The organism is Nocardioides lacusdianchii, assembly GCF_020102855.1.
Taxonomy (GTDB): domain Bacteria; phylum Actinomycetota; class Actinomycetes; order Propionibacteriales; family Nocardioidaceae; genus Nocardioides; species Nocardioides lacusdianchii.
In genome coordinates this window covers 147,829-174,799 of sequence record NZ_JADHZD010000004.1, presented here as the reverse complement: position 1 = coordinate 174,799, position 26,971 = coordinate 147,829, and the positions used below count along the sequence as shown (strand labels likewise).

Below are 26,971 nucleotides of genomic sequence, written 5' to 3'. Positions count from 1 at the left end.
GGAGCACCCGTGACCACTCTTGTGGCGTACTACGACACCGAACCCGTGGACCTGAAGGGAAAGGTCGAGATCCAGCAGGTTCCGATGCCCAAGGCGGTGGAGGCCCGCGTCGCGGACGGCGCGCTCCGGCCGGGGCTTGTCTACGTGCTCGTGCCGAGCCCCGTCGGTCCTCCGCTTCACGTGCCGTTCGCAACCTATGACGAATGGTCGCTGCGCGATCGCTACAACGAGGCACTGCGGATCGTGAACACGCTGGGCGCGTCCCACGTCGACTGCCAGAGCTTCCGTGAGGCCAAGAAGGGGGCGCGCTTCAAGGTCGGGGTGAAGGGCTTCGGCGGCAAGGGCGGCATCCAGAAGGTCCAGAACAGTGGCTTCGACTACTCCCACACCGGCACCGGTAGTCCCGCTCGCGATCCGCGGCCTCTTCAGTGGCCGCACGAGCCTGGTTTCGCTGCTGCCGTCGAGGGGGTGCTGGACAACAAGGCCACCCAGGTGACGATCAACATCCACAGCAGTCAGACCTTCTCCGCCAACGGCAGCACCGGGAAGGCGTTGCGCAAGCTCGGCTTCGAGCTGGGCGCGAACGCTGAGCGCAGCGAGGTCTCCAACCTGCACATCACAGCGCAGTTCCCGGCGTTCAAGAAGTCCTGGCTGTAGCCTCCGGGCGGCGCCTCGATCTCGTCGGTTCGTAGCCCATTACCGTCCACAGTCACCGCCCGCCAGAAGGTTGTCCACAACCCCATCCGGATTGTCGGACCCTTCCTGTTGAGTGGACGCATGCCCACCACCCAGCCCCCGCTCACCGCAGTCGCAGTCGCGGCCATGCGGCGTGAGGTGCAGGTGGCGCTCGACGGCCCGAGCGGCCTCGACGACGCTGGCCGGCTCGACGCCATCCGGGCGCTGGAGGAGCTCGCCTGCACGGTGAGCGCTGCGCAGACAGCGCTGGCGGCGGAGCTCGCCGAGTCGATCGACGCCGACCACGAGGTGCTCGGCATCCCTGCCGACCGACGCGGCCAGGGCCTCGCCTCCATGGTGGCCCTCGCGCGGCGCGAGTCGCCGCACCGCGGTCGACGACACCTCGGCCTCGCCCGGGTCGTCCAGCGCGAGCTGCCCCACACCTGGTCGGCCTGGCGCGCGGGCCGCATCACGGAGTGGCGAGCGACGGTGATCGCGCGGGAGACCGCGTGCCTCTCCCTCGAGCACCGACTCGCGGTGGACGAGGTGCTGGCCGCCGACCACGACGCGATCGAGGCAATGAGTGAGCGCCAGGTCGTCGCTGCGGCTACCGCCGAGGCAGCCCGGCTCGACGCCGCCTCCCTGGTGCTGCGGCGCCGCAAGGCCGAGTCCGAGCGGCGCATCTCGATCCGGCCAGCGCCCGACACGATGGTCTGGCTCACCGCACTGCTCCCGGTGGCCGAGGGCGTTGCGGTCCACGCCGCTCTCACCCGCCAGGCTGACACCGCCCGCGCCCAAGACGATCCACGGACGAAGGGGCAGGTGATGGCCGACGAGCTGGTTGCTCGGGTCACCGGTGACGACACCGACCGTGGCCCCGGCGTCACCCTCGACCTCGTCATGCCGCACGACGCCCTCTTCGGCACCAGCGACGAGCCGGCCCATCTCCCCGACCTCGGTCCCGTCCCGGCCGAGCTCGCCCGCGAGCTGGTCGCCGGAGCGGTGGCGTCGGGTGACGAGGTCTGGCTGCGCCGGCTCTACGCCTCGCCCACGACCGGCGAGCTCGTCGCCATGGACAGCCGGGCACGCCTGTTCCCCGCCGGCCTGGCCCGCTTCATCCGGCTGCGCGACCAGGTGTGCCGCACCCCGTGGTGCGACGCCCCGATCCGTCACACCGACCACGTGCAGCGCCACGACGACGGCGGTCCCACGTCGGGCCGCAACGGCCAGGGTGCCTGCGAGGCCTGCAACTACGCCAAGGAAGCACCTCGCTGGCGGGCAAGACCCGGGCCGGACGGCAGCGTGACGACCACCCTCCCGACCGGCCACACCTACTCCACGAGACCGCCGCCGGTCGCGACGATCCGCAGGCGGGTGCTCCCGGCGCTCCAGATCGACTACGTCCTGACCGGGTGAGCCGCGGGACGGTGCGAGACTCGTCCCCATGACGATCGCCAAGTCGCTGCTGCTCTTCGCCCTCGCCGCAGTCGCCGAGATCGGAGGAGCGTGGCTGGTGTGGCAGGGCGTGCGCGAGCACCGCGGCTGGCTGTGGATCGGGGCAGGCTTCGTGGCGCTCGGCCTCTACGGCCTGGTCGCCACGCTGCAGCCGGACGCCAACTTCGGGCGGATCCTGGCGGCGTACGGCGGGGTCTTCGTGGCCGGCTCGCTGGCGTGGGGCATGGCCGTCGACGGCTTCCGGCCCGACCGCTACGACGTCGTCGGTGCGCTCGTGTGCCTCGTCGGCGTCGCGGTGATCATGTACGCCCCACGCCCCGCTTGAGTCGGGTCAGAGGCCGAAGCCCGCCAGCCAGTCCTGGACCACGCCGATCTCGACGCGCTGGTAGCCGTCGATGTAGCGGCAGTTGGACGTGTATCCGTAGCTCGTGACGCCGACGATCTCGCCGCCGAGGAGGAGCGGGCCGCCGGAGTCGCCGAAGCAGGTGCCGCCGGTGCCGGCGTTGTCGTTCTCGTTGCCGTTGGTCTGCAGGATCTGCGGCGTGAGCTTCTGGCCGGGCATGTCGACCCAGCGACGGACGATCGGGTAGCTCTGGGGCGTCGGGTTCTGCGGGCCCGACTCGGCCTTGCGCACCTCGGTGCCGTAGCCCACGGCACGGAAGATGGTCTTGCGCAGCTCGCGCCGCTTGATCTCGTCCAGCGTCCCCTCGTCGGCGATCGGCATGATGTCGACGTCGGTGACCGGGGTGTCGAGCAGCACCACGCCGACGTCGTTCCAGTTGTCCAGGTCGGTGAAGTCTGAGTACTCCGGGTGGGTGACGGCCGTGCCGGAGACGTAGCCCGTGCCGGCGAGCTCCGCGGCGGTGTAGCCCGCGGCCGGGTCCGCGGCGACGGGCAGGTTGGCCGGCGGCGCGTCATCGACGAAGGGCTCGAAGGTCACGGCGGTCTTGCCGTCGGTGCCGAACGTGCAGTGGGCAGCGGTCAGCAGGACGGTCGGGCTGACCAGCGTGGCGGAGCAGCGGTAGCGGCCGCTGCCGTCGTAGAAGGCGATCATGCCGACGCCGGAGTAGCGGTTCGCCGAGTCGACGGTTCCGCCTGTGCTGGCCGTCGCAGGTCCGGTCGGTGCGACCAGGGCGAGCCCCAGGGCGGCGGTGGAGAGGACGGCGGCAAGACGTGTGCGCATGAGAAGCCTTCCGAGGACGAGGGTGGTGCCCCTCAGTGGACCAGACCTACCCCGCCCGGTGGAACGCCCTTCGACGAATCAGCGAGAACAACTGACGCCCCGCCTCACTCGACCGGCAGGCCGAGCCCCCGCGCGATGAGCATCCGCTGGACCTCCGAGGTGCCCTCGCCGATCTCGAGCACCTTGGCGTCGCGGTAGAACCGGACGACGGGGTACTCCTCCATGAAGCCGTAGCCGCCGAAGACCTGGGTGGCGATGCGGGTGGCGGTCACGGCCGACTCGGTGGCGTAGAGCTTGGCGACGGCGGCGGCCTGCTTGAACGCGCCCATCGAGACGGACTTCCCGGCGTCCATGGCGTCCTTCATCGCGGCGGCCTTGTAGGTCAGCAGGCGCGAGGCGTCGAGCATGACCTGGAGGTCGGAGATCTGGAAGGCGAGACCCTGCTTGCGCCCGATCGGGCCCTGGGACGTCTGGCGCTCGCCGGCGTACTGGACCGACATGTCGAGGCAGGCCTGGATGCAGCCGACCGCGAGGGCGGCGATGGCGACCCGGCCGTCGTCGAGGGTGGCGAGGAACTGGGCGTAGCCGCGACCGCGCTCACCGAGCAGGTTGGCCTCGGGGACGCGTACGTCGCTGAAGGACAGGGGGTGGGTGTCGGAGGCGTGCCAGCCGAGCTTGTCGTACGCCTTCTCGGCGACGAAGCCGGGCGTGCCCGAGGGGATGATGACCGTCGAGATCTCGGGGCGGCCGTCGGCGCGCTCGCCGGTGCGGGCCGTCACGGTCACCAGCGAGGTGATCGAGGAGCCGGAGTTGGTGATGAACTGCTTGGACCCGTTGACGACCCACTCGCCGTCCTCGAGGACCGCCTTGGTCTTCGTCGCCCCTGCGTCGGAGCCGGCGCCGGGCTCGGTGAGGCCGAAGCCGGCGAGCTTGTCGCCGGCGATGAGGTCGGGCAGCCAGGTCTTCTTCTGCTCGTCGGTCCCGAAGGTCAGGATCGGGTTGATGCCCAGGCCCACGGCCGCCTCGAGCGTGATGCCCATCGACTGGTCGACGCGCCCGACCTCCTCGATGGCCAGGCACAGCGAGGTGAAGCCGCCGTCCTCACCCGCCATGCCGGCGCCGCCGAACTCCTCGGGCGCGGTGAGGCCCATCAGGCCGAGTGCGCCCATCTTCTGCACGACGTCGGTCGGGAAGTGGTGCTCGCGGTCCCACTGCGCCGCGTGCGGCGCGATCTCGGCCTCCGCGAAGTCACGGACGCTGCGACGGAACTGCTCGTGCTCGGGGGACAGCTCGAAGGTCATGCCCTGCATGCTAGCGGGACGGGTTAATGATCGCTAACCCCTGTGGCGACGCGTCGTCGACGTAGGCTGCCGATCCCCGCAGCCGACGGAAGGACCGCCGTGAAGCGCCGCACACTGCTGGTGGCAGGCACCGCACTGGTTGCCGGGGCGGCAGGAGCCGCGATCGGCACCGTCGCCTCCGACGACGCCCCCGCGCGCCCCGCCGCGGGCAGCCCGGTGGCGGCGGCACCACGGAGCGTCATCCTGCTCATCGGCGACGGCATGGACGACTCGATGATCACGGCCGCCCGCAACTACTCGGCGGGCGCCGCCGGCCGGCTCGCCCTGGACGAGCTGCCCGCCACCGGCGCGATGACGACGTACGGCCTCCTGACCGGCCCCGGACCCGACCATCCCATCGCCTACGTCTCCGACTCCGCGGCGACGGCGAGCGGCTTCTCGACCGGCCGCAAAACGGTCGACGGCCGCATCTCCCAGGGGCCGTCGAGCGCCCAGGACGTGCCGGGCGAGGACCACGAGACGGTCCTGGAGACCTTCGCGCGGCTCGGCAGGCCCACTGGCAACGTCAGCACCGCCGACATCACCGACGCCACGCCGGCGGCCGCTGCGGCCCACGTGAACGCCCGCTCCTGCCAGGACCCCACCACGATGGACGCGTGCCCGAGCGCGCGGAAGTCGGCCGGCGGCCGGGGGTCGATCGCCGAGCAGCTGGTGGACAACGAGGTCGACGTCCTGCTCGGCGGGGGCAGGGAGCGCTGGGACCGGTTGCTCGAGGACGGCTCCCAGACGCTGCTCGACTACGCCACCACCGAGCACGGCTACCGGGCGATCGGCACGGCGGACGACCTCGACGCCGTCGACGACCTGGACGACGGACCGGTCCTCGGGCTCTTCGCCCCCAACCACCTGACCCGCTCGTACGCCCCGCTCGTCGCCGCGCGGGGCGGCGCCACCACTCCGGACGGGACCTGCACCGCGCAGGACCGCGGCACCGAGCCGACGCTCCGGCAGATGACGGCCAAGGCGATCGAGCTGCTCGACAACCCCGACGGGTTCTTCCTCCAGGTGGAGGGCGCGAGCGTCGACAAGGCCGAGCACGAACGTGACATCTGCGGCGCGATCGGCGAGCTCGAGGAGCTCGACCAGGCGGTCGAGGTCGCCCTCGCCCACCAGCGCGCCCACCCCGACACCCTCGTCATCGTCACCGGCGACCACGCCCACTCGACCCAGATCGTGACGAACGACGCCGGCGGCAGCAGGACCGCGACCGTCCTCACGGCCGACGGCGTCCCGATGACGGTCGCCTACTCGTCCGCCGAGGGCGGCGACCCCGGACGATCCAGCCACACGGGGACGCAGATCCGGGTGGCGGCCGTCGGCCCGCAGTCCGACCGGGTCACCGGCGTCATCGACCAGACCGACCTCTTCGCCGTCATGACCAGCGGACTCGACACCGGCGAGGAGTGACCCCGCGGGTGTGACGTACGCGATTCACCACACGAGGGCCTGCGCCACTAGAGTTAGGCGAGCCTAAGCAAAGTAAGGATGCCCTCGTGACGACCTCCCCCCGCCGCTCGGCCACGCGCGTCAGCGTGGCCCTCGCCAGCACCCTGCTCACCGCCTCGACCCTGTCGGGCTGCGGGGTCTTCGGCTCCCCCGACCTCGTGATCTACAACGCCCAGCACGAGCAGCTGCTCGACGAGCTGGTCCCGCTGTTCGAGGAGGAGTCTGGCCTCGACGTCGAGCTGCGCCACGGCAAGGACCTCGAGATGGCCAACCAGATCACCGAGGAGGGCGAGGACTCGCCCGCCGACGTGTTCCTCACCGAGAACTCCCCCGCGATGACCATCGTGGACAACGCCGGGCTCTTCACCGAGCTGCCCGAGGCCGTGACCGCCACCATCCCGGACGACTACGTGCCGGCGGACCGCACGTGGACGGGCTTCCTGGCCCGCTCCACCGTCGCGATGTACAACACCGACACGATGACCGAGGCCGACATGCCCGCCTCCATCCTCGACTTCGCCGACCCCGAGTGGGAGGGCCGCGTGGCCTTCTCCCCCACCGGCGCGGACTTCCAGGCGATCGTGTCCGCCGTCCTCGAGCTCGAGGGCGAGGAGGCCACCCGCACCTGGCTGGAGGGCCTCGAGGCCAACGGCGTGATCGTGCAGAACAACCTCGTCGTCATGCAGTCGGTGGACTCCGGTGAGGTCGACGCCGGCATCGCCTACCACTACTACTGGTACCGCGACCGCGAGGAGAACGGCACCGACTCCGACACCTCGGCGCTGCACTTCTTCGGCGACCAGGACCCGGGCGCGTTCCTCAGCATCTCCGGCGCGGGCATCCTCGCCAGCAGCGAGAAGCAGGCGGAGGCCGAGGAGTTCCTCACCTGGCTCACCGGCACCGAGGCCCAGCAGGCGATGGCCGAGTCGTACGCCCTGGAGTACCCGCTCAACCCGGACGCCAGCCTCAACCCCGAGGTCAAGCCGTTCGGCGAGCTCGAGCCGCCGCAGGTCGACGTGTCCTCGCTCAACGGCCCGCAGGTGACCGACCTGATGACCGAGGCGGGCCTGCTCTGACCGACTCCGGGCGCCGCACGCCGCCCCTGCTGCTCGCAGCAGGGGCGCTCGTGGCACTCCTGGCGCTGGTCCCGTTGGCCTACGTGGCCTCCTACGTCGTGATCATCGGGCCGGTCGACCTGTGGCAGCTCGTCGCCCGGCCGCGGATCGCGGAGCTGCTCCGCAACACCGTGACGCTCGCGGTCGCCTGCATGGCCGCGACCGCCGTGCTCGGGGTGGCGCTCGCGGTGCTGGTCGAGCGCACCGACCTCCCCGGGCGCCGGCTCTGGCACGGGCTCCTGGTCGCCCCGCTGGCCGTGCCGGCCTTCGTCAACGGCTACGCCTGGGTCTCCCTCGACCGCAGCATCAACGGCTTCGGCGGAGCCTTCCTCGTCGTCACGCTGTCCTACTACCCCCTCGTCTACCTCCCGGTCGTGGCGATGCTGCGTCGCCTCGACCCCGCGCTCGAGGAGTCGGCCTGGTCGCTCGGCCACTCCCGCACCCGCACCTTCCGCACCGTGGTCCTGCCGCAGTTGCGCCCGGCGCTGCTCGGCGGGGCCCTGCTGGTCGGCCTGCACCTGCTCGCGGAGTTCGGCGCCCTGTCGCTGCTGCGCTTCCCGACCTTCACGACCGCGATCTACGACCAGTACGGCTCGACCTTCAACGGTGCCGCCGCGACCGCGATGGCGGGCGTGCTGGTGCTCCTGTGCCTGGTGCTGCTGCTCGCCGAGCTGCGCCTGCGCGGCGACCGCCGCTACGCCCGCGTCGGCCGCGGTGCCGCCCGCAGCGCCGTCCCGCTGGCGCTCGGCACCTGGCGCTGGCCCCTCGTCGCCACGGTCGGCGCGGTGGTGGTCCTCGCGATCGGCGTGCCCGCGTTCTCCCTGGTGCGCTGGCTGCTCGTCGGCACCTCGACCGAGTTCCCCCTCGGCGAGCTGGCGCAGGCGCTCGTGTCCACCGTCGTCCTCGCCCTGGCCGGCGCGGTCGCCACCACCCTCGCCGCGATCCCGGTGGTCTGGCTCGCGGTGCGCCACCGCGGCTGGGCCTCGACGGTCATCGAGCGCAGCACCTACGTCGCCAACGCACTGCCCGGCATCGTCGTCGGCCTGGCCCTCGTGGTCGCCTCACTGCGCCTGGTGCCGGTGGTCTACCAGACCGCGGGACTGCTCGTGGCGGCGTACGCCATCCTCTTCCTGCCGCGTGCCGTGGTGACCGTGCGTGCCGGGCTGGAGCAGGCGCCGGTCGTGCTCGACGACGTCGCGCACGGCCTCGGGCTCGGCCCGCTCGCCACCGCGCGCCGCGTCACGCTGCCCCTGATCGCGCCGAGCCTGGGCGCCGGCGCCGCGCTCGTCTTCCTCGCGATCTCCACCGAGCTGACCGCCACGCTGATGCTGTCGCCGATCGGCACCAGCACCCTGGCCACCGAGTTCTGGTCGGCGTCCTCGGAGCTGCGCTACGGCGCCGCGGCCCCCTACGCGCTGCTGCTGGTGCTCGTCTCGATCCCCGCGACGGTGCTGCTGATGCGCACCGACAGCCCCGCCACCACCGCCGCCGTCGAGGAGAGGGTCCCCGCATGAGCTCCCTGACCATCACCGGGGTCACCAGGTCCTTCGGCTCCACCCGCGCGGTCGACGACGTGACCCTCGAGGTCCCGCACGGCTCCTTCACGACGGTGCTCGGCCCGTCGGGCTGCGGCAAGACGACCCTGCTGCGCCTCATCGCCGGCTTCCTCGTGCCCGAGTCCGGCACCATCGCCTTCGGCAGCACCGTCGTCGCCGGCGACGGCGTACGCCCCATGCCCCCGCAGACGCGCCGGGTCGGCTACGTCCCCCAGGAGGGGGCGCTGTTCCCGCACCTCGACGTCGCCGCCAACATCGCCTTCGGCCTGCCGCGCGACGAGCGCGGCACGACCGGCGAGGACCGCGTCGCGGAGATGCTCGACCTCGTCGAGCTGCCGCGCGACTTCCGCGACCGCCGCCCCGACGAGCTCTCCGGTGGCCAGCAGCAGCGCGTCGCCCTGGCCCGCTCGCTGGCGCCCGCGCCCGCGGTCGTGCTGCTCGACGAGCCCTTCTCCTCACTCGACGCCGGGCTGCGCGGCAGCACCGCGCGTGCTGTGCGCCGGGCGCTGCAGGCCACCAACACCACGGCCCTGCTGGTGACGCACGACCAGAACGAGGCGCTCTCCCTGGCCGACCAGGTCGCGGTGATGCGCGGCGGACGGCTGGTGCAGTCGGCGCCGCCGAGCGAGGTCTACCTCTCACCCAGCGACCCGCAGGTGGCGGAGTTCGTCGGCCGTGCGGTCGTCCTGCCCGGCACCGCTCGCGGCACGCGCGCCACGTGCGCGCTCGGCGAGGTCGTGCTGACCGCCCCGGCCGAGGGCGACGTCGCGCTGATGGTGCGCCCCGAGCAGGTCTTCGTCGACCTCGCCCACGCCGAGGGCGTGCGCGGAACGGTCGAGGAGGTCAGCTACTACGGCCACGACTGCGCGGTGCAGGTGCGTCTCGACGAGGGCACCTCGGTGCTCGCCCGCATGGCCGGCGTGCGCCACCCCGTCGCCGGCGACCCCGTCCACCTGCGCGTGACAGGACTGGTCCGGGCCTACACGTCCGCGGGGCTGCCGTGACCCTCACGTCCCCCTCGCCGCGCCTGCCCACCGGCACGACCACCGCGGTCCTCCAGCACGCCGGTCGCGACGACGCCCCGGCCGTGGTCACCGACCACGAGGTGCTCAGCCATGCCGACCTCGCCCGACGCGTCGCCGACCGGGCGCGGACCTGGGGACCGGCCCGCCGCCTGGTGCTGGTCGAGGGCGCCAACGACCTCGACGCGCTCGTCGCCTACCTCGCCGCGCTCCAGCACGGCCACGTCGCGCTGGTCGTGCCCGACGGGCGCGAGGCCCAGCGCGCCGCGATGGTCGCGGCCTACGACCCCGACATCGTCTGCACGACCGGTGCCCCCGACGACGTACGCCGTGACGTCTCCGCGCACGAGCTCCATCCCGACCTGGCCCTGCTGCTGAGCACCTCCGGCACCACCGGGTCGCCCAAGCTGGTGCGGCTCTCGCGCGACAACGTGGCCAGCAACGCCGCCGCCATCGCCGACTACCTGCGCCTGACCCCCGACGACCGCGCGATCACGGCGCTGCCGCTGCACTACTGCTACGGCCTGTCGGTGCTGCACTCCCACCTCGTCGCGGGCGCCAGCGTCGTGCTGACCTCGCTGAGCGTGGTCGACGAGTGCTTCTGGGACCTCTTCGCGCGCACCGGCGCCACGACGCTCGCCGGCGTCCCCCACACCTTCGACCTGCTGGCCACCAGCGGCTTCGAGGACCGCGACCTCCCCCGCCTGCGGCAGGTGACCCAGGCGGGCGGGCGCCTCGACCCCGACGCCGTACGCCGCTGGAGCCGGTTCGGGCGCAGCCGTGGGTGGGACCTCGTGGTCATGTACGGCGCCACCGAGGCCACGGCGCGGATGGCCTGGCTGCCGCCGGACCTCGCCGAGGAGCACCCGGGCGCGATCGGCGTCGCCATCCCCGGTGGCGAGCTGCGCCTCGACGAGACCGTGGACGACCGTCCCGGCGTCGGCGAGCTGGTCTACACCGGGCCCAACGTGATGCTGGGCTACGCCGAGGCGCCCGCCGACCTCGCGCTCGGCCGGGTCACCACCGAGCTCCGGACCGGCGACCTCGCCCGCCGGGTCGACGGCCTCCTCGAGGTGGTCGGCCGCCGCAACCGCTACGGCAAGGTCTTCGGCCTGCGCATCGACCTCGACGCCGTCGAGCAGACCCTTCGCGCCACCCTCGACCGCCACGCCCGGGTGGTGGCCACCGAGCGGATGGTCCACGTCTTTCTCACCCACGGGCGCGCGAGCGGCGCGGCCCGGTCGCTCGCGACCAGCCACAGCGGCCTGCCCGCCCACGCCGTACGCGTCACGGTCCTCGCCCAGGTCCCGCTCACCAGCACCGGGAAGACCGACTACTCCGCGCTCGGCGACCTCGCCGACCTCACCGAGCAGGCCGACGACGCCCCGGCCGAGGCCGCCGGGCTCGACCCCGTCCGCGCGGACTTCGTGCGCGTCCTCGGTCGCCCCGACGCCGACGGCTCGGACTCCTTCGTCGACCTCGGCGGCGACTCGTTGTCCTACGTCGAGCTCGCGACCCGGCTCGCGGACCACTTCCCGCAGGGCCTGCCCGCGGGGTGGCACACCCGGCCCCTCGACGAGCTCGAGGAGCTGGCCGCCCGCCCGGTGGAGGGCGACGCCGGTCCGCGGCGCTGGGCCCGCCTCGACACCACGGTCGCCCTCCGCGCGCTGGCGATCGTCTTCGTCGTCGCCAGCCACGTCGACCTGGTCGGCCTCGAGGGCGGCGCGCACCTGCTGCTCGCACTGGCCGGCTTCAACTTCGCCCGCTTCCAGCTCTCCGGAGCGGGCGGCGCGCGCGACCGGTTGCGCCACGGCCTGTCGGGCCTGGCCCAGCTCGTGGTCCCGTCGCTGATCTGGGTCGGTGGCGTCGCGCTGCTGCTCGGCACCTACGACCTGACGACCGCGCTCTTCGTGCGCGAGGTGGTCAACGGCACCGAGTGGGACGACCAGTGGCAGCTGTGGTTCCTGGAGTCACTGGTCTGGATCACCGCCGCCGCCCTCGCCGTGTCCTGCGTGCCCCGACTGCACCGCCTCGAGCGGCGTACGCCCTTCGGCTTCGCGCTGGGCGTGCTCGCCGTCACCGCGCTCGCACGCTTCCTCGACGTCGGCCTGCGCGCCGGGGCCACCGAGCGCTACACGACGCTCGTGGTGGCGTTCTTCTTCGCCCTCGGCTGGGTCGCGGCCCGTGCGACCGACACCCGTCGGCGCCTGCTCGTCACCGCGCTCGCAGCAGCCCTGACGGTCGGCTTCTTCGGCCAGCCGCACCGCGAGGTGATCGTGCTGGGCGGGTTCCTGCTCATGCTGTGGCTGCCCCACGTGTCCCTGCCGCCGGTCCTGGCGCGCGCTGCCGGCGTCCTGGCAGGGGCGAGCCTGTTCATCTACCTCACCCACTGGCAGGTCTACCCGGCCCTCGAGGACGCCGGCCACCAGTGGCTGGCCCTTGTGGCGTCGCTCACAGTCGGCATCGCCTACGCGCGCGTCGTGCGTCCGGTGCATCAGGCTGTCGGTCGCGCCATCCTCGCCTCGCGGTAGCCTGCCGAGCGGCACGCCTCCCGTCCACCGCACAGCCGATCCAGGAGTCCTCGCGTGAGCTTGAAGAAGGTCCTCATCGCCAACCGCGGCGAGATCGCCGTCCGCGTCATCCGCGCCTGCAAGGACGCCGGCATCGGCTCCGTCGCCGTCTACGCCGACCCGGACCGCGACGCGCTGTTCGTCCGCCTGGCCGACGAGGCCCACTCCCTCGGCGGAGCCACGCCCGCGGAGTCCTACCTCGACATCGCCAAGATCATCGCGATCGCCGAGAAGTCCGGCGCGGACTCGATCCACCCCGGCTACGGCTTCCTCGCCGAGAACGCCGACTTCGCCCAGGCCGTCATGGACGCCGGGCTGATCTGGATCGGCCCACCGCCGGCCGCGATCGAGGCGCTGGGCGACAAGGCGAAGGCCAAGCACATCGCCGACCGGGCGAACGCCCCCCTGGCCCCGGGCACCAAGGACCCGGTCAAGGACGCCGACGAGGTCGTCGAGTTCGCCAAGGCCAACGGCCTCCCGGTCGCGATCAAGGCCGTCTTCGGTGGTGGCGGTCGCGGCCTCAAGGTCGCCCGCACGCTCGAGGAGATCCCCGACGCCTACGAGTCCGCCGTGCGCGAGGCCGTGACCGCCTTCGGTCGCGGCGAGTGCCTGGTGGAGAAGTTCCTCGACAAGCCACGCCACGTCGAGACCCAGTGCCTGGCCGACCAGCACGGCAACGTCGTCGTGGTCTCCACGCGCGACTGCTCGCTCCAGCGCCGCAACCAGAAGCTGGTCGAGGAGGCGCCCGCGCCGTTCCTCACCGACGAGCAGATGACCGAGCTCTACGAGTCGTCCAAGCGGATCCTCACCGAGGCCGGCTACTACGGCGCCGGCACCTGCGAGTTCCTCGTGGCGCAGGACGGCACCATCTCCTTCCTCGAGGTCAACACCCGCCTCCAGGTCGAGCACTGCGTGTCCGAGGAGGTCACCGGCATCGACCTGGTCCGCGAGATGTTCCGCATCGCGGCGGGCGAGGAGCTCGGCTACGGCGACCCGGAGGTCCGCGGCCACTCGATCGAGTTCCGCATCAACGCCGAGGACGGCGGGCGCAACTTCATGCCCGCCCCCGGCACCCTGTCGGCGTGGTCGCCGCCCAGCGGTCCCGGCGTACGCCTCGACGGCGGCTACGAGAACGGCGAGACCATCCCGGGCTCGTTCGACTCCCTCATCGCCAAGCTGATCGTCACCGGCACCACCCGCACCCAGGCGCTCGAGCGCTCGCGCCGCGCCCTCGACGAGTTCGTCGTCGACGGCATGCCGACCGTCATCCCCTTCCACCGCGCGGTCGTGTCCGACCCGGCCTACGTCGGCGCCTCGACGCCGTCCGGCGAGGGCGAGTTCACCGTCTACACGCAGTGGATCGAGACCGAGTTCGACAACCAGATCGAGCCCTACTCGGGCGACTCCGCGGAGGCCGAGGAGGCCGGCGAGCGCCAGAAGGTCGTCGTCGAGGTCGGCGGCCGCCGCCTCGAGGTCGTCCTCCCCGCCGGGCTCGGCGGACTGTCCGCCGGCGGCCCCGCGGGTGGCGCCAAGAAGTCGAAGCGCTCGGCCAAGAAGGCCGGCGCCGCCGCGTCCGGTGACGCGGTCACCTCCCCCATGCAGGGCACGATCGTCAAGGTCGCCGTCGAGGAGGGCGCCTCCGTCGCCGAGGGCGACGTCATCGTCGTCATGGAGGCGATGAAGATGGAGCAGCCCCTCAAGGCCCACCGCGCCGGCACCGTCACCGGCCTCCAGGCCGAGGTCGGGGCCACGGTGACCAACGGCGCCGTGATCTGCGAGATCAAGGACTGACCTCGGGGAGTCACCGCTTGAGCGGGGACCCCCGCGCGGTCGGGCCGTTGCAACGCCCGGTCCGCGCGGGACTCACCACTTCAGCGGTGACTCCGACAATAGATAGCAAGTCCTCACTTTCTATGTGAGACTGGAGCGGTGAGCTTCCCACCGCCTCCCCGCCGCACCCAGGCCGACCGCCGCGCCGGCACGATCACCGCCCTGCTCGACGCGAGCGTGACGTGCCTGGCCGAGCGGGGGTACGCCGCCACCTCGACCGCCGCTGTCTGCGCCGAGGCGGGCGTGAGCCAGGGAGCGCTCTTCCGCCACTTCCCCACCCGGCAGGCCCTGCTCGTCGCCACCGCGGAGCACGTCGCGACGCGCAACGTCGCGGCCTTCCGCGAGACCGTGGGATCCGACGTGGACACCGTCGACGACGTGGCCGCAGTCCTCGCCCACCTGCGCACGGTCGTCCTCTCGCCGGCCAACCAGACCTGGCGCGAGCTGCTCGTCGCCGCCCGCGCCGACGCCGACCTCCGCGAGGCGCTCCGCCCCGCCCGCGAGTCGCTCCAGGCACAGATGCTCGACGCCGCGGCCGACCTCTGGGGCGACCGCCTCCCCGCCGACGACCTCGCGCCCGTGCTGAGCGTCGTCGTCAACATGCTCGACGGGCTGGCCTTCTCCGCCCTCGACCCCGACCCCGCGGCCGCCCCCGGCCGCACCGTCGACCGGGCGCTGCGCCTGCTCGCCGAGATGATCGTCCACCGCTACGACCAGCAGGAGACCCGATGAGCGACACAGGCACCGACTTCACCCCGGACGTGATCGTGGTCGGCGCGGGACTCGCCGGCCTCGTCGCCACCCACGAGCTCGCCCTCGCCGGCAAGCGGGTGCTGGTCCTCGACCAGGAGAACCGCCACAACCTCGGCGGCCAGGCCTGGTGGTCACTCGGCGGGCTGCTCTTCGTCGACAGTCCCGAGCAGCGACGGATGGGCATCAAGGACTCTCCCGAGCTGGCCTGGCAGGACTGGCAGGGCTCGGCACAGTTCGACCGCCTCGGCGACGGCACCGACGGCCCCGGCCGCGGCGAGGACTTCTGGCCGCAGCAGTGGGCCAGGGCCTACGTCGACTTCGCCCACCGCGAGAAGCGCGCCTACCTCCACGACCTCGGCCTCAGGTCGCTGCCGTTCGTCGGGTGGGCCGAGCGTGGCGACGGTCGCGCGACGGGCCACGGCAACTCGGTCCCGCGCTTCCACCTCACCTGGGGCACCGGCCCCGAGGTGGTCCGGATCTTCGCCGAGCCCGTCGAGAAGGCCGAGGCGCAGGGGCTGGTACGCCTCGCGTTCCGCCACCAGGTCGACGAGGTCGTGGTCGAGGACGGCGTGGTCGTCGGCGTGCGCGGCACCGTCCTGGCCGACGACGACGCCGAGCGCGGCGTGAAGTCCGGCCGCGACGCGGTCGGCACCTTCGAGCACCGCGCCGCCGCGGTCGTCGTGACGAGCGGGGGCATCGGCCACAACCATGAGCTGATGCGCCGCAGCTGGCCGACCGAGCGGGTCGGTGCCGCCCCCGACCACATGATCAGCGGTGTCCCGGCGCACGTGGACGGGCGGATGCAGGCGATCTCCGAGGCCGCGGGCGCGACGATGGTCAACAAGGACCGGATGTGGGCCTACGTCGAGGGGATCCACAACTGGGACCCGGTGTGGCCCGACCACGCGATCCGGATCCTTCCCGGCCCGTCGTCGATGTGGTTCGACGCCACGGGCAAGCGACTCGAGGGGATGTCGGGCGTGCCCGGCGCCGACTCGATCGGCGCGATGAAGCAGATCCTCGCCGCAGGCCACGACTACTCGTGGTTCGTCCTGACCCAGTCGATCATCGAGAAGGAGTTCGCCCTCTCCGGCTCGGAGCAGAACCCCGACATCACCGGCAAGGACCTGAAGTTCCTGGCGAGGACCCGGCTCGCGAAGGGCGCCCCCGGGCCCGTCGAGGCCTTCAAGGAGCACGGCGTCGACTTCGTCGTGGCCCAGGACCTCGACGAGCTCGTCACCGGGATGAACGAGCTGGCCCGCGGCCCGAAGCTCGACCCCGCCGACCTGCGCACCCAGATCGAGGCCCGCGACCGCGAGATGGACAACTCCTTCACCAAGGACATCCAGGTGATGGCGATCCACAACGCCCGCCGCAGCCGCACGGACAAGCTGATCCGGGTCGCCAAGCCGCACCAGGTCCTCGACCCGGCGCACGGCCCGCTCATCGCCGTACGCCTCAACATCCTGTCGCGCAAGACGCTCGGCGGCCTCGAGACCAACCTCGACGGCCAGTGCGTGGCCGCCGACGGCACCCCGGTCCCCGGCCTGTACGCCGCGGGAGAGGTCGCCGGCTTCGGCGGGGGCGGCGTGCACGGCTACAACGCCCTCGAGGGCACGTTCCTCGGCGGGTGCATCTTCTCCGGGCGCGCGGTGGGGCGGGCGCTGGCCGGCTGAGGATCCGGCGGCACCCGGACCCGCCGACGGGGACTGGGCCGCTCCTGCCTCAGCCGAGGTCGACCGTGGCGCTCACCTCGGCCGTGGCGTCCTCGGGGCCCTTCCCGTCGGTGAGGAGACCGCTGAGCCGACGGACGATGTCGAGCTGCGCCGGCTCGCCCTTCGCGACGACCCTGGTGGTCAGGCGGTTCAGCAGCTCATCGGCGACGGTCGACGACCCTGTCGTGCCGTCGAAGCCGGAGCCGTCTTCGGTGCCCTGCACGGCGTACGTCCCCCTGCCGCGGACGAAGGTGTCACCGCGGGTCTCGACCTGCGCGACCGTCCAGCCGTCGTCGGACCACCCGCTGCCGGCAAGGTAGGGAACAGTCGTGACGAGGTAGGAGCAGGTGATCTCTGCCTGCACGCCTGAGCCTCGCAGCGGCGGGCAGTCGTCGGCGACCGGTGCCGCGAGCTCGCTGATCGCGTCGGCCCTGTCACCCGACACCTCGCCCGTGCTGGTGTCAATGCTCGCGGTGACGCCGTCGAAGGTCACCTCGATCACTGGGGCGGAACCGGTGTCGGCTGCGACGTAGACGGTGCCAGAGGTCCTCGTCGCGGCGGGTGTCGTCGTGGACCCTGGCGCCTCACCGAGGTCGACCGTCTCGTCCCCGGTGCGGAGCGTGAGGCCGGTGCGCTGGGCCTTGTCCTCCATCAGCGCGCGTTGGAAGGGTTCGACACCCTCACCCGGTTCGAGACGCCAGTCGAGAGCGACCCACTCCGTGCCGTCCGGCGCCTCGTGCGTCTGACCGTCTGCGGCCTCCGTCTGGCTGATCGAGGGCTGGCCGTCACCGACGATGAACGTCAGCCGCCCGTTGGGCAGGGACAGGGGGTACGACGTTCCGTCGATGTCGCCGAGTCGTCCCTGCACCAGGTCGCCCGCGGCTGCGGACCCCTCGCCGTCCCCGCAGCCACCGACCAGCACGACGGCGGCCAGGGCCAGGGCCAGGCCGGCTGCCGGTGCCCTCATCGCGACCAGAGCTGCTGCTTGTAGTCCGCGAGCACGAGGAGCCAGGCGGCGACCATCTCGTTGGCGGCGCTGGTCAGTGCCGCGCCGAGGCCGTCGCTGCCCAACCGGGCACAGGTGCCCGGTTGGAGCTGGACGATGAACTCCTTCATACCGATCGAGGTGACCTCGACCGCGCCGCTGTCGGCGTACCCGCTGACCTGCTTGTCCTCCACGGACCCCTCCAGGTGGTCGCGCGAGCGCCGCAGCGACACCGGGTTGGGTTGGAGGTGGACCTCCATCAGCCGGTAGTACTCCCGGGTCCGCGCCACGAAGAGCCGGCGCGCGAGCTGGGTCACCTGCGCAGCCATCTCGGCGTCGTCGGTCCGCTCGGCGTGGCCGGACCTCACGGTGACGCGGACGGCGTACCAGCCGTTCATCTCGCCGAAGAGCGCGTCGTCGGCCGCAGTCGCCGTCACGTGCATCGCGTCCACAGCCATGCCGAACGGGCTGATGTGACCCTCGGACTGAGGGACGTACTGGAGCTGGGTGTCACTCACCTGTCGTAGCCTCCCAGACCGCCGGGACCGTTGGCGAAGCCGGTGGGCTTGAACTTGAACTGCGGGTAGTCGCCGTCGGCGTAGTCGGTCCTGTTGATGTCGGCGTTGACCGCGGCGGCGTAGCCGCTCAGGCCAAGGCTGATCTCTTCCTGACGGGTGCGGACGTGGTTCTCCACCTGCCCGACGGCCTCGTAGAACTGGGTCATGACCCCCTGGGGGTCACCCGCACTGAAGTCGAGGGACGTGGCGGAGGCGCCCACCGAGGCCGCACCGGCGGCGATGGCAATGACGATCGCGCCCGTCCCGGCCGTCGCCACAGTGATCGCCACAGTGCCGACCGCGGCCAGGACGGTCAGGGCGAAGCTGCCGTCAGCACTGCCTCGACCGTCCGCTGCCTCGAGCGCAGAGAGCGTCTTGTTGCCGATGTCGAGGATCGACTCGTAGGCCGTCGTGTAGAGCTCGTGCTGCGCCTCGAGCGCGGCGATGGCCACCGACATACCGGTGAACTGTGAGTCGGCGACGAAGGGGAGCTGCGCCTTGTAGTTCTCGATGAAGTCCGTCGCCGCGTCGCCCGTCCAGTCGTCGACGTCGGTCGCGATGCGCTCCATGTTGGCGAACACGTCGTTGGGCGTGACAGTGACCGCGCCCGCGATGAGGCCCGAGGAGCCCTGACCGGCGACAGCGACGCTGTTGAGGGCGGTGGAGAACGAGTCGTAGGAGCCGGTGATCGCCTCGACGGGCAGGCCGTCGTACTGGCTGAACGACGGACCGATGTCGGCATAGGACCCGCCGATCGTGACGTAGCCCGGAGGAGTGCCGTCGATGAGCTCTGACGCCTTCGCCCCGACGGCGCACCCGATGTCGTACGCGGCGCCCATCAGAGCGTGCCGCCGGCCGCGACGAACGCCGACCGGATCTCGTCGTCGGTGCGGGCGAAGTCGCGCGCGGTCGTGACCAGCGCGTCGGCGACGTCGTTCATCACGGAGCCGGACTTCTGCGTGGCGGACGCGAGTGCGCCCATCAGGTCCGCCATGTCGGACTGGGGGTTGTTGCTGTCGAACGGTCCACCCGAGGTGAACATGCCCCCGGTCGAGATGCCCGACAGCGTCGTGCTCGCCAGCGTGAAGGAGTCCGCGATCGGCGGCAGCTCGGAGAGCCCCGCCTTCTCGAGCTCCTCGAGATTGGCGCCCATGTCCTGCTTCCTGCCCACTGTCTCCTCGCTTCCCGACGGCGTCGTGCCGTCGCCAGCCCCTCCTACCCGCCGCTTCCCGGGCGAAACCCGAGTGGGCCTGCTCCCGAGCCGCAGCTGCGGCTACCCGAGCCCGACCGCCTCCACGAGGGCGTCGAGGTGGAGCTCGAAGATGTCCTTCGGGTCGGTGAAGGTGCTCGCGCCGTACTGCCCGAACACCTCGAAGCTGACGCAGCCGAACAGCGCCGCCCAGGCGAGCATCCCGCGCGCGACCAGCGCGTCGGGCGCCGTGATCCCCATCTGCTTGCGGATCCGGGCCAGGTCGCGCGCCAGCCGGCGGGGTGCCACCGGCGCGTCCGGGAGCGATCCCGCGCCGGCGACCCAGGCGTCCTCCCAGACCTCGACGAGCCGCCCGACCACCCGCGTCCCGGGGCCGGTGGTCTGCTCGGCAGGGGCTTCGTAACCGGGCACCGGGCTGCCGAAGAGCAGGGCGTACGTCGCCGGCTCGGCGAGCGCCCAGGCCCGGACCGCGCGACCGATCGCGCGCATCCGCTCCGCGTGGCTGTCGCGGTCGACCCGCTCGACCGCCGCGTCGACGGCGTCGCCGAGCTCGTCGTAGCCGTCGACGACGAGCAGGGTCAGCAGCTCGTCACGGCTGGCGACGTAGCGGTAGACCGCCGACGAGACGACCCCGAGGTCGCGGGCGACGGCACGCAGGGACAGGGCGGCCGCGCCGTCCGTGGCCAGGTGGACACGGCCGATGCGGACGATGTCGCGCATCGTCTGCTCGCGAGCCCGGGCGCGGGGAGAGGGAGTTTCCGGCATCTCTTCAGTGTGACACATCTGTGAGCAGCGGTGCCGAAAGAGAGCAGTGCTCTTGCATTTCGGGGTGCGGGAAGCCATGATGATTAAAATGAGAGCACCGCTCTCACAATCGCCACCCATCCAGGAGATCGCCATGACCACCACCCACGTCGTCACCGGAGCCGGCCCCGTCGGCTCGACCGTCGCCCTGCAGCTCGCCGAGGCAGGCCTCCCGGTCCGGCTGCTCACCCGCTCGGGCAGCGGCCCGGTCCACCCGCTCGTCGAGCGCCGCCGGGTCGACGTCTCGAAGCCGGCGGCACTCGACGCGGCCTTCGAGGGCGCCGTCGCCGTCCACCACTGCATCCACGGATCGGCGTACGACGCGAAGGTCTGGCGCGCCGAGCTCCCCGCGGCCGAGCGGGCGGTCCTCGACGCCGCCGGCTGTGTCGGCGCGGTCGTGGTGTTCCCCGAGAGCCTCTACTCCTACGGCCGTGTCGACGGGGTGATGACAGAGGCGACGCCCCGCGCCGCCACGACCGGCAAGCTCGGCGTGCGCACCGAGCTGCTAGCCCAGCGCGAGGCGTCAGCGACGCCGACCGTGAGCGTCGCCGCGTCCGACTTCTACGGCCCGGTGGTGCGCACGTCCCACGCGGGCGAGCGGCTGGTGCCGACGGTGCTGGCCGGACGCACCATGCGGGTGATCGGCAGCCTCGACCAGCCGCACTCGTTCACCTACGTCCCCGACCTGGCCGCCGCGATGATCAGGGCTGCCACGACACCCGAGCTGTGGAACTCCTTCCTGCACGCACCCACGGCCGCGCCGGTGACCCAGCGCCAGCTGATCACGAGGGTCGCGGAGGCGGGCGGCGTACGCGTCCCGAAGATGTCGGCGGTGCCGGTGCCGGTGCTGGGCGCCGTCGGGCTGGTCTCGCGGGACATGAGGGAGCTCGCCGAGACCGGCTACATGTTCGCGCGGCCGTTCGTCGTGGACTCGACCGCCAGCGAGGAGCGCCTCGGCCTGTCCCCCACGTCGCTGACGGACGGACTGGCCGCGACAGTTGCGTGGTGGCGCGCGCAGGAGCAGGCGGCGGCCTGAGCGGGGACGGCGACCGGGGTACGGACAGGTAACCCACGTCACACCCGTCACTGGATAGCGTTCGGCGCATGTTCTCCAAGGTGCTCGTCGCCAACCGTGGCGAGATCGCAGTCCGGGCCTTCCGAGCCGCGCGTGAGATCGGCGCGCGCACGGTGGCCGTCTTCCCCCACGAGGACCGCTGGTCCGAGCACCGGATGAAGGCCGAGGAGGCCTACCAGATCGGTGAGGTCGGCCACCCGGTCCGCGCCTACCTCGACCCGCAGGCGATCGTCGAGGTGGCCGTGAAGTGCGGTGCCGACGCGATCTACCCCGGCTACGGCTTCCTGTCGGAGAACCCCGCCCTCGCCGAGGCCTGCGCCGAGGCGGGCATCACCTTCATCGGCCCCAGCGCCGAGGTGCTGACGCTGACCGGCAACAAGGCCCGCGCGATCGCCGCGGCCAAGGCCGCCGGCGTACCGGTGCTCGAGTCGGTGCCGCCCTCGACCGACGTCGACGAGCTGCTGGCCGCAGCCGAGCAGATCGAGGCGCCGCTCTTCGTCAAGGCCGTCGCCGGAGGCGGCGGGCGCGGCATGCGGCGCGTGGACGACCGCTCCGACCTCCGCGAGGCCATCGAGACCTGCATGCGCGAGGCCGAGGGCGCCTTCGGCGACCCGACCGTCTTCATCGAGCAGGCCGTGGTCGACCCGCGCCACATCGAGGTGCAGATCCTCTCCGACGGAACGGGCTCCGACGACGGCGTGATCCACCTCTACGAGCGCGACTGCTCGGTGCAGCGCCGCCACCAGAAGGTCGTCGAGATCGCACCGGCACCCAACCTCGACCCCGAGGTCCGGAAGAGCATGTGCGCCGACGCGGTCCGCTTCGCCCGCGAGATCGGCTACAAGAACGCCGGCACCGTCGAGTTCCTGCTCGACCCCACCGGCAAGTACGTCTTCATCGAGATGAACCCCCGCATCCAGGTCGAGCACACCGTCACCGAGGAGGTCACCGCCGTCGACCTGGTGCAGTCGCAGATGCTCATCGCGGCGGGGGCGACGCTGGCTGACCTCGACCTCACCCAGGACTCGGTGCAGCCGCGCGGCTTCGCGCTGCAGTGCCGCATCACCACCGAGGACCCCGCCAACGGCTTCCGGCCGGACACCGGGAAGATCACCACCTACCGCTCCCCCGGCGGGCCCGGCGTACGCCTCGACGGCGGCACCACCTACACCGGCGCCGAGATCAGCCCCCACTTCGACTCGATGCTCGCCAAGCTCACCTGCCGCGGGCGCACCTTCGAGGCGGCCGTGCAGAAGGCGCGGCGCGCGCTGCTGGAGTTCCGCATCCGCGGGGTGTCCACCAACGTCGGCTTCCTCCAGGCGGTGCTCGCCGATCCCGACTTCGCCGCCGGCGGCGTCACGACCTCGTTCATCGAGGACCACCCCTCGCTCCTCAAGGCCCAGCTCGGCCGTGACCGCGCCACCAAGCTGCTCGCCTACCTCGCCGACGTCACGGTCAACCAGCCGCACGGCGCCGCCCCCGTGACCGTCGCCCCGGCCAGCAAGCTCGCCGAGCTCGACCGCTCCCAGCCGGTGCCCGACGGCACCCGCCAGCTGCTGCGCGAGATCGGGCCCGACGAGTTCGCCCGTCGCCTGCGCGCGCAGGACCGCGTGGCCGTCACCGACACCACCTTCCGCGACGCCCACCAGTCGCTGCTCGCCACCCGGGTGCGCACCCGCGACCTGCTCGCGGTCGCCGACCACGTCGCCCGCACCACCCCGCAGCTGTGGTCACTGGAGTGCTGGGGCGGGGCGACGTACGACGTCGCGCTGCGATTCCTCTCCGAGGACCCGTGGGAGCGGCTGGCCGCCCTGCGCGAGGCGGTGCCCAACATCGGCCTCCAGATGCTGCTGCGTGGGCGCAACACCGTCGGCTACACGCCCTACCCGACCGAGGTGACCGAGGCCTTCGTCCAGGAGGCTGCCGACACCGGGATCGACGTGTTCCGCATCTTCGACGCCCTCAACGACGTCTCCCAGATGCGCCCGGCCATCGATGCCGTGCGCGGCACCGGGACGTCCGTGGCCGAGGTCGCGCTCTGCTACACCGGCGACCTGTCCTCGCCAAGCGAGAGGCTCTACACCCTCGACTACTACCTCCGCCTCGCCGAGGAGATCGTCGACGCCGGCGCCCACGTGTTGGCGATCAAGGACATGGCCGGCCTGCTGCGCGCCCCCGCCGCTCGCACCCTCGTCACCGCGCTGCGCGAGCGCTTCGACCTCCCCGTGCACCTCCACACCCACGACACCCCCGGCGGGCAGCTCGCCACGCTGCTCGCCGCGATCGACGCCGGGGTCGACGCGGTCGACGCCGCCTGCGCGGCGATGGCCGGCACCACGTCGCAGCCGGCGCTCTCCGCGCTGGTCTCCGCGACCGACCACTCCGAGCGCGAGACCGGTCTCTCGCTCGCCGCGGTCAACGCGATGGAGCCCTACTGGGAGGCCACCCGCCGCGTCTACGCACCCTTCGAGTCGGGCCTGCCCGCCCCCACGGGTCGCGTCTACCGCCACGAGATCCCCGGCGGCCAGCTCTCCAACCTGCGCCAGCAGGCGATCGCGCTGGGCCTGGGCGAGAAGTTCGAGCAGGTCGAGGACATGTACGCCGCGGCCAACGACATCCTCGGCAACGTCGTGAAGGTGACGCCGTCGTCGAAGGTCGTCGGCGACCTCGCCCTGGCGTTGGTCGCCGCGGGTGCGGACCCGGCGGAGTTCGAGGCCGACCCGGCGTCGTACGACGTGCCGGACTCGGTGATCGGGTTCCTCAGCGGCGAGCTGGGTGACCCGCCCGGCGGCTGGCCCGAGCCCTTCCGCACCAAGGCGCTGGCCGGGCGCACCTGGAAGCAGCCCACCGAGACCCTCACCCCCGAGCAGCAGGCGAGCCTGGCCACCGACCGGCGCGAGACGCTCAACGAGCTGCTCTTCCCCGGCCCCAACGCCGCCTTCCACGACTCGCGCGAGACCTACGGCGACCTGTCGGCGATCTCCACCGTCGACTACCTCTACGGCCTGCGCCGCGGCGAGGAGCACCGGGTGCTGGTGCGCGAGGGACGCGAGATGCTCTTCGGTCTCGAGGCGATCAGCGAGCCCGACGAGCGCGGCTACCGCAACGTGATGGCCACCATCGACGGCCAGCTGCGGCCGGTGTCGGTGCGCGACCGGAGCGTCGCGGCCGAGGAGGTGTCGACCGAGAAGGCCGACCCGAGGACGCCTGGCCACGTGGCCGCGCCCTACGACGGCGCCGTGACGGTGACGGTGGCCGAGGGCGACGAGGTGGAGGCCGGGCAGACGGTCGCCACGATCGAGGCGATGAAGATGGAGGCCTCCATCACCGCGCCCGTCGCCGGGACCGTGTCGCGGCTCGCCGTGCGGACCACGCAGGCCGTCGAGGGTGGCGACCTGGTGCTGGCGATCAGCCCTCGTTGAGGACGAGCACGTCGGGGTCGGGCTCGGCGTACTCGGTGACCTCCGGCTCCTCGCCGGTGATCTCGCCGTAGACCTCGACCGCGACGGCGCGCATGCCGTTGACCTTGGGGTGGAACGGCGCGGCGACACCGGGACGGAGCTGCGGACCGTTGACCCACGCCCGACCCTTGGCGCAGACGTCGTGCCCCTCCGAGACGGCCTCCATGTCGACGTACGACGCCCCTGCCGCCTCCGCGCCGCGACGCAGGGAGGCGTTGAGGACCTCCGCCACCTCGGCGACCGGTCCGAGCACGTCGGCCGGGACGCCGACCGCGCGGCAGGTGCCCTCGGTCGGCAGGATGTCGGGGTAGCCGACGACGTAGACGCTCGCAGCGGGGGCGGCCTCGGTGATGCGGCGCACGGCCTTCTCGATGCGACCGGCGACCTTGCGGGCGTCGGCGGTGAGCTCGTCGACGGCGCACGGCTGACCGGACTGGCAGCGGATGAGCGAGTCGTAGATGCGGAAGTCGTTGCCGCCCATCCCGATCGTCACCAGGTCGGTCTCGGAGGTCACGGCGTCGAGCTGCGGACCGGTCGTGGCGCCGTTGAACATCGTCATCGTGCCGTAGAGGTCGGTCGTCGTCGCCGCCGAGCAGGTGACGTCGGTGTAGCTCTTGACGTCGAGCCAGTCGGCGAGGAAGGCGGGATAGTTGTCGCGCGAGCGCGCGCAGCCCTCGGGGTCGCTGCGCATGGTGCCGATGAAGGGGCCTGCCGAGAACGAGTCGCCGAGCGCGACGTAGTTGATGCCGGAGTTCACCTCGGGCTCGACGAGGCCGGGGAGGTCGGCCTCGCTCGCGCCGCCTGCCTCGCACGCCGTGGTCGCGAGGACGAGGGCGCCGAGCGTGGCCGCGAGTCGTCCGGTGCCCCTCACTGCCGGGCCCGGCCCTTCTGCCGCGGCTCGACCGCGAAGGTGAACCAGTCGGAACTGAGGCCGAAGGCGGAGCGGACGGTGTCGCCGTCGACGCGCGCGATGCCCTTTTCGCCGACGAAGGCCATGTCGGTGATCCGGCCGCCCCAGTCGCCGTTGCCGTCGCGGGCGGTCACCTCGATGCTGGTGAGGTCGCCGATGGCGGGCCACTGCTTCTCGACCATGGTGTCGTCGAGGGTCTCGGTCCAGGTCGAGTACGTCGGGTTCGCGAGGCCGTCGTAGGGGTCGGGCTGCGCGACGAGGTAGGGCATGGACCCGGCCGAGGAGAAGCCGCCGTTGCTGGCGGAGAACTGGGTGAAGGCCGGCTGGCCGTCGTAGAGCACGCCCTGGCCCCGGGTGGCCTTGATGGCCGCGGTCGCGGCCGGGTGCTCGACGTCGACGCCGCCGTAGACCTGGCACTGCGTGGTGTCGCAGAGGTCGTAGCGCTCGCCCTTGTTCGCCCGGCGCTCGAAGGCGGCGTAGGTGCGCGCGGCCACGGACTGCGCGCTGACCGCGTCCGGCTCCCAGAGCGCGGGCACCTCCTGCGGCACGACGCCGCGCAGATAGGCCTCCATGCCCACCTTGTTGACCGTGATCCGCTTGCCCCCGCGCGGCGCCACCGACTGCAGGGTGCCGCGGTAGTCGCGGCGGGCGCCCGGCACGACGAGCGTGAGCACGCCGTCGGCCGCGGAGAGCTCGGCCTCGCCGGGGACGGTCCGCCAGGTCTTCCAGCGCCCACCCCTGGTCCACTGCACCGCGGTGTCGCTGCCCTGCGCGACCAGGCGCCACTTCCTCGCTCCCACGGCCGGGAGGCGCCAGGTCCGCTGGCGGGCGAGGCTGGTCACCTTGATCGCGCGCTCGGAGACGACCTGGACGTCACGACCGGTGTCGGCGGTGATCCAGATGCGCAGCTTTCCGCCGACCCGGCCCCAGGTGGTGCCGGGGTAGTAGAAGCCGACGATCTGCTGCCAGGTGAGGCCCTGGCCCGCGGCACCCAGGGCGCCGTACTGCGAGAGCCCGTGGCCGTGGCCGAAGCCGTGGCCGGTGACCGTGATCGCGGTGCTGCCGGGGGTCGGCCAGGTCTCGACCGCGCGGCGCTCGTCGCCGCGCTCGGCGGAGGCGCCGGTGGCCAGGGCCGGGACCAGCAGCAGGCCCGCGGCGGCAGCGAGCAGCCGACGGGCACGTCGTGGGCGGGCGGTGATGGGCATGGCGTGGGTTCTCCCCCGAGACATCAGTGAGCAGAACCTCCGAGAATACAGGCGGAGTGCGAACCCTCGCAGGGGTCCGCGTA

22 protein-coding genes are annotated in these 26,971 nt (G+C 72.3%); 13 read left to right on the top strand and 9 right to left on the bottom strand.

Going from position 1 to position 26,971, the window contains the following annotated elements:
- Window positions 1-9 precede the first annotated feature (9 nt).
- The 3 genes from IRX98_RS07305 to IRX98_RS07295 all read left to right on the top strand — a co-directional run bounded on the left by IRX98_RS07305 (window position 10) and on the right by IRX98_RS07295 (window position 2,455).
- On the top strand, window positions 10-657 hold the full coding sequence (locus tag IRX98_RS07305; RefSeq protein ID WP_224275295.1) for a hypothetical protein: 648 nt from the start codon (window positions 10-12) through the stop codon (window positions 655-657).
- Between the two features lie 120 nt (window positions 658-777).
- The gene (locus IRX98_RS07300) at window positions 778-2,091 is read left to right on the top strand and encodes an HNH endonuclease (RefSeq protein WP_224275291.1); all 1,314 of its coding nucleotides are present in this window, start codon (window positions 778-780) and stop codon (window positions 2,089-2,091) included.
- Window positions 2,092-2,119: 28 nt separating this feature from the next.
- The gene (locus tag IRX98_RS07295) at window positions 2,120-2,455 is read left to right on the top strand and encodes a YnfA family protein (RefSeq protein ID WP_207084261.1); all 336 of its coding nucleotides are present in this window, start codon (window positions 2,120-2,122) and stop codon (window positions 2,453-2,455) included.
- Between the two features lie 6 nt (window positions 2,456-2,461).
- Here the strand turns inward: IRX98_RS07295 and IRX98_RS07290 are convergent, their stop codons facing one another.
- Window positions 2,462-3,313, bottom strand: a complete 852-nt coding sequence (locus IRX98_RS07290; protein ID WP_224275288.1) for a S1 family peptidase — start codon at window positions 3,311-3,313, stop codon at window positions 2,462-2,464.
- 104 nt (window positions 3,314-3,417) lie between these two features.
- Complete coding sequence (locus tag IRX98_RS07285; protein WP_224275286.1) at window positions 3,418-4,614, bottom strand: acyl-CoA dehydrogenase family protein; 1,197 nt, start codon at window positions 4,612-4,614, stop codon at window positions 3,418-3,420.
- A 99-nt stretch (window positions 4,615-4,713) separates the two neighbouring features.
- Between IRX98_RS07285 and IRX98_RS07280 the strand changes: the two genes are divergently transcribed.
- From IRX98_RS07280 to IRX98_RS07245, 8 genes are all read left to right on the top strand, one after another.
- Window positions 4,714-6,081, top strand: a complete 1,368-nt coding sequence (locus IRX98_RS07280) for an alkaline phosphatase (protein WP_224275281.1) — start codon at window positions 4,714-4,716, stop codon at window positions 6,079-6,081.
- 86 nt (window positions 6,082-6,167) lie between these two features.
- Window positions 6,168-7,196 carry an iron ABC transporter substrate-binding protein gene (locus IRX98_RS07275; protein WP_224275278.1) on the top strand — a complete coding sequence of 343 codons (1,029 nt, stop codon included), beginning with the start codon at window positions 6,168-6,170 and terminating at the stop codon, window positions 7,194-7,196.
- Window positions 7,197-7,246: 50 nt separating this feature from the next.
- On the top strand, window positions 7,247-8,749 hold the full coding sequence (locus IRX98_RS07270; protein WP_224275277.1) for an ABC transporter permease: 1,503 nt from the start codon (window positions 7,247-7,249) through the stop codon (window positions 8,747-8,749).
- The gene (locus IRX98_RS07265) at window positions 8,746-9,795 is read left to right on the top strand and encodes an ABC transporter ATP-binding protein (RefSeq protein ID WP_224275275.1); all 1,050 of its coding nucleotides are present in this window, start codon (window positions 8,746-8,748) and stop codon (window positions 9,793-9,795) included. The genes IRX98_RS07270 and IRX98_RS07265 overlap by 4 nt, the downstream gene beginning before the upstream one ends.
- Window positions 9,792-12,344, top strand: coding sequence for an AMP-binding protein (locus tag IRX98_RS07260; protein ID WP_224275274.1), 2,553 nt, complete (start codon window positions 9,792-9,794; stop codon window positions 12,342-12,344). The genes IRX98_RS07265 and IRX98_RS07260 overlap by 4 nt, the downstream gene beginning before the upstream one ends.
- Window positions 12,345-12,398: 54 nt before the next feature.
- A complete protein-coding gene (locus tag IRX98_RS07255; protein WP_224275273.1) occupies window positions 12,399-14,174 on the top strand; it encodes an acetyl/propionyl/methylcrotonyl-CoA carboxylase subunit alpha in 1,776 nt (591 codons plus the stop codon).
- Between the two features lie 138 nt (window positions 14,175-14,312).
- Window positions 14,313-14,945, top strand: a complete 633-nt coding sequence (locus tag IRX98_RS07250) for a TetR/AcrR family transcriptional regulator (protein WP_224275272.1) — start codon at window positions 14,313-14,315, stop codon at window positions 14,943-14,945.
- Window positions 14,942-16,642, top strand: a complete 1,701-nt coding sequence (locus IRX98_RS07245) for an FAD-binding dehydrogenase (RefSeq protein ID WP_224275268.1) — start codon at window positions 14,942-14,944, stop codon at window positions 16,640-16,642. The genes IRX98_RS07250 and IRX98_RS07245 overlap by 4 nt, the downstream gene beginning before the upstream one ends.
- Window positions 16,643-16,691: 49 nt before the next feature.
- Here the strand turns inward: IRX98_RS07245 and IRX98_RS07240 are convergent, their stop codons facing one another.
- From IRX98_RS07240 to IRX98_RS07220, 5 genes are all read right to left on the bottom strand, one after another.
- Window positions 16,692-17,648, bottom strand: coding sequence for a hypothetical protein (locus IRX98_RS07240; protein ID WP_224275264.1), 957 nt, complete (start codon window positions 17,646-17,648; stop codon window positions 16,692-16,694).
- Window positions 17,645-18,184 (bottom strand): hypothetical protein, encoded by a 540-nt coding sequence (locus tag IRX98_RS07235; protein WP_224275262.1) that lies wholly within the window; start codon window positions 18,182-18,184, stop codon window positions 17,645-17,647. Before IRX98_RS07235 ends, IRX98_RS07240 begins: the two co-directional genes overlap by 4 nt.
- Window positions 18,181-19,062, bottom strand: a complete 882-nt coding sequence (locus tag IRX98_RS07230; RefSeq protein ID WP_224275260.1) for a hypothetical protein — start codon at window positions 19,060-19,062, stop codon at window positions 18,181-18,183. Before IRX98_RS07230 ends, IRX98_RS07235 begins: the two co-directional genes overlap by 4 nt.
- Window positions 19,062-19,376 (bottom strand): hypothetical protein, encoded by a 315-nt coding sequence (locus IRX98_RS07225; RefSeq protein WP_224275257.1) that lies wholly within the window; start codon window positions 19,374-19,376, stop codon window positions 19,062-19,064. The genes IRX98_RS07230 and IRX98_RS07225 overlap by 1 nt, the downstream gene beginning before the upstream one ends.
- 120 nt (window positions 19,377-19,496) lie before the next feature.
- Window positions 19,497-20,198, bottom strand: coding sequence for a TetR/AcrR family transcriptional regulator (locus IRX98_RS07220; RefSeq protein ID WP_224275255.1), 702 nt, complete (start codon window positions 20,196-20,198; stop codon window positions 19,497-19,499).
- Between the two features lie 133 nt (window positions 20,199-20,331).
- Here IRX98_RS07220 and IRX98_RS07215 point away from each other — a divergent pair, with 133 nt between their 5' ends.
- Window positions 20,332-21,273, top strand: a complete 942-nt coding sequence (locus IRX98_RS07215) for an NAD-dependent epimerase/dehydratase family protein (RefSeq protein ID WP_224275252.1) — start codon at window positions 20,332-20,334, stop codon at window positions 21,271-21,273.
- Between the two features lie 68 nt (window positions 21,274-21,341).
- Window positions 21,342-24,734 carry a pyruvate carboxylase gene (locus IRX98_RS07210; RefSeq protein WP_224275249.1) on the top strand — a complete coding sequence of 1,131 codons (3,393 nt, stop codon included), beginning with the start codon at window positions 21,342-21,344 and terminating at the stop codon, window positions 24,732-24,734.
- Here the strand turns inward: IRX98_RS07210 and IRX98_RS07205 are convergent.
- Window positions 24,721-25,644: an SGNH/GDSL hydrolase family protein gene (locus tag IRX98_RS07205; RefSeq protein ID WP_224275246.1), complete on the bottom strand. Its 924-nt coding sequence runs from the start codon at window positions 25,642-25,644 to the stop codon at window positions 24,721-24,723. The two genes, IRX98_RS07210 and IRX98_RS07205, sit on opposite strands and share 14 nt — an antisense overlap.
- The gene (locus IRX98_RS07200) at window positions 25,641-26,888 is read right to left on the bottom strand and encodes a SpoIID/LytB domain-containing protein (protein ID WP_224275243.1); all 1,248 of its coding nucleotides are present in this window, start codon (window positions 26,886-26,888) and stop codon (window positions 25,641-25,643) included. The genes IRX98_RS07205 and IRX98_RS07200 overlap by 4 nt, the downstream gene beginning before the upstream one ends.
- Window positions 26,889-26,971 lie beyond the last annotated feature (83 nt).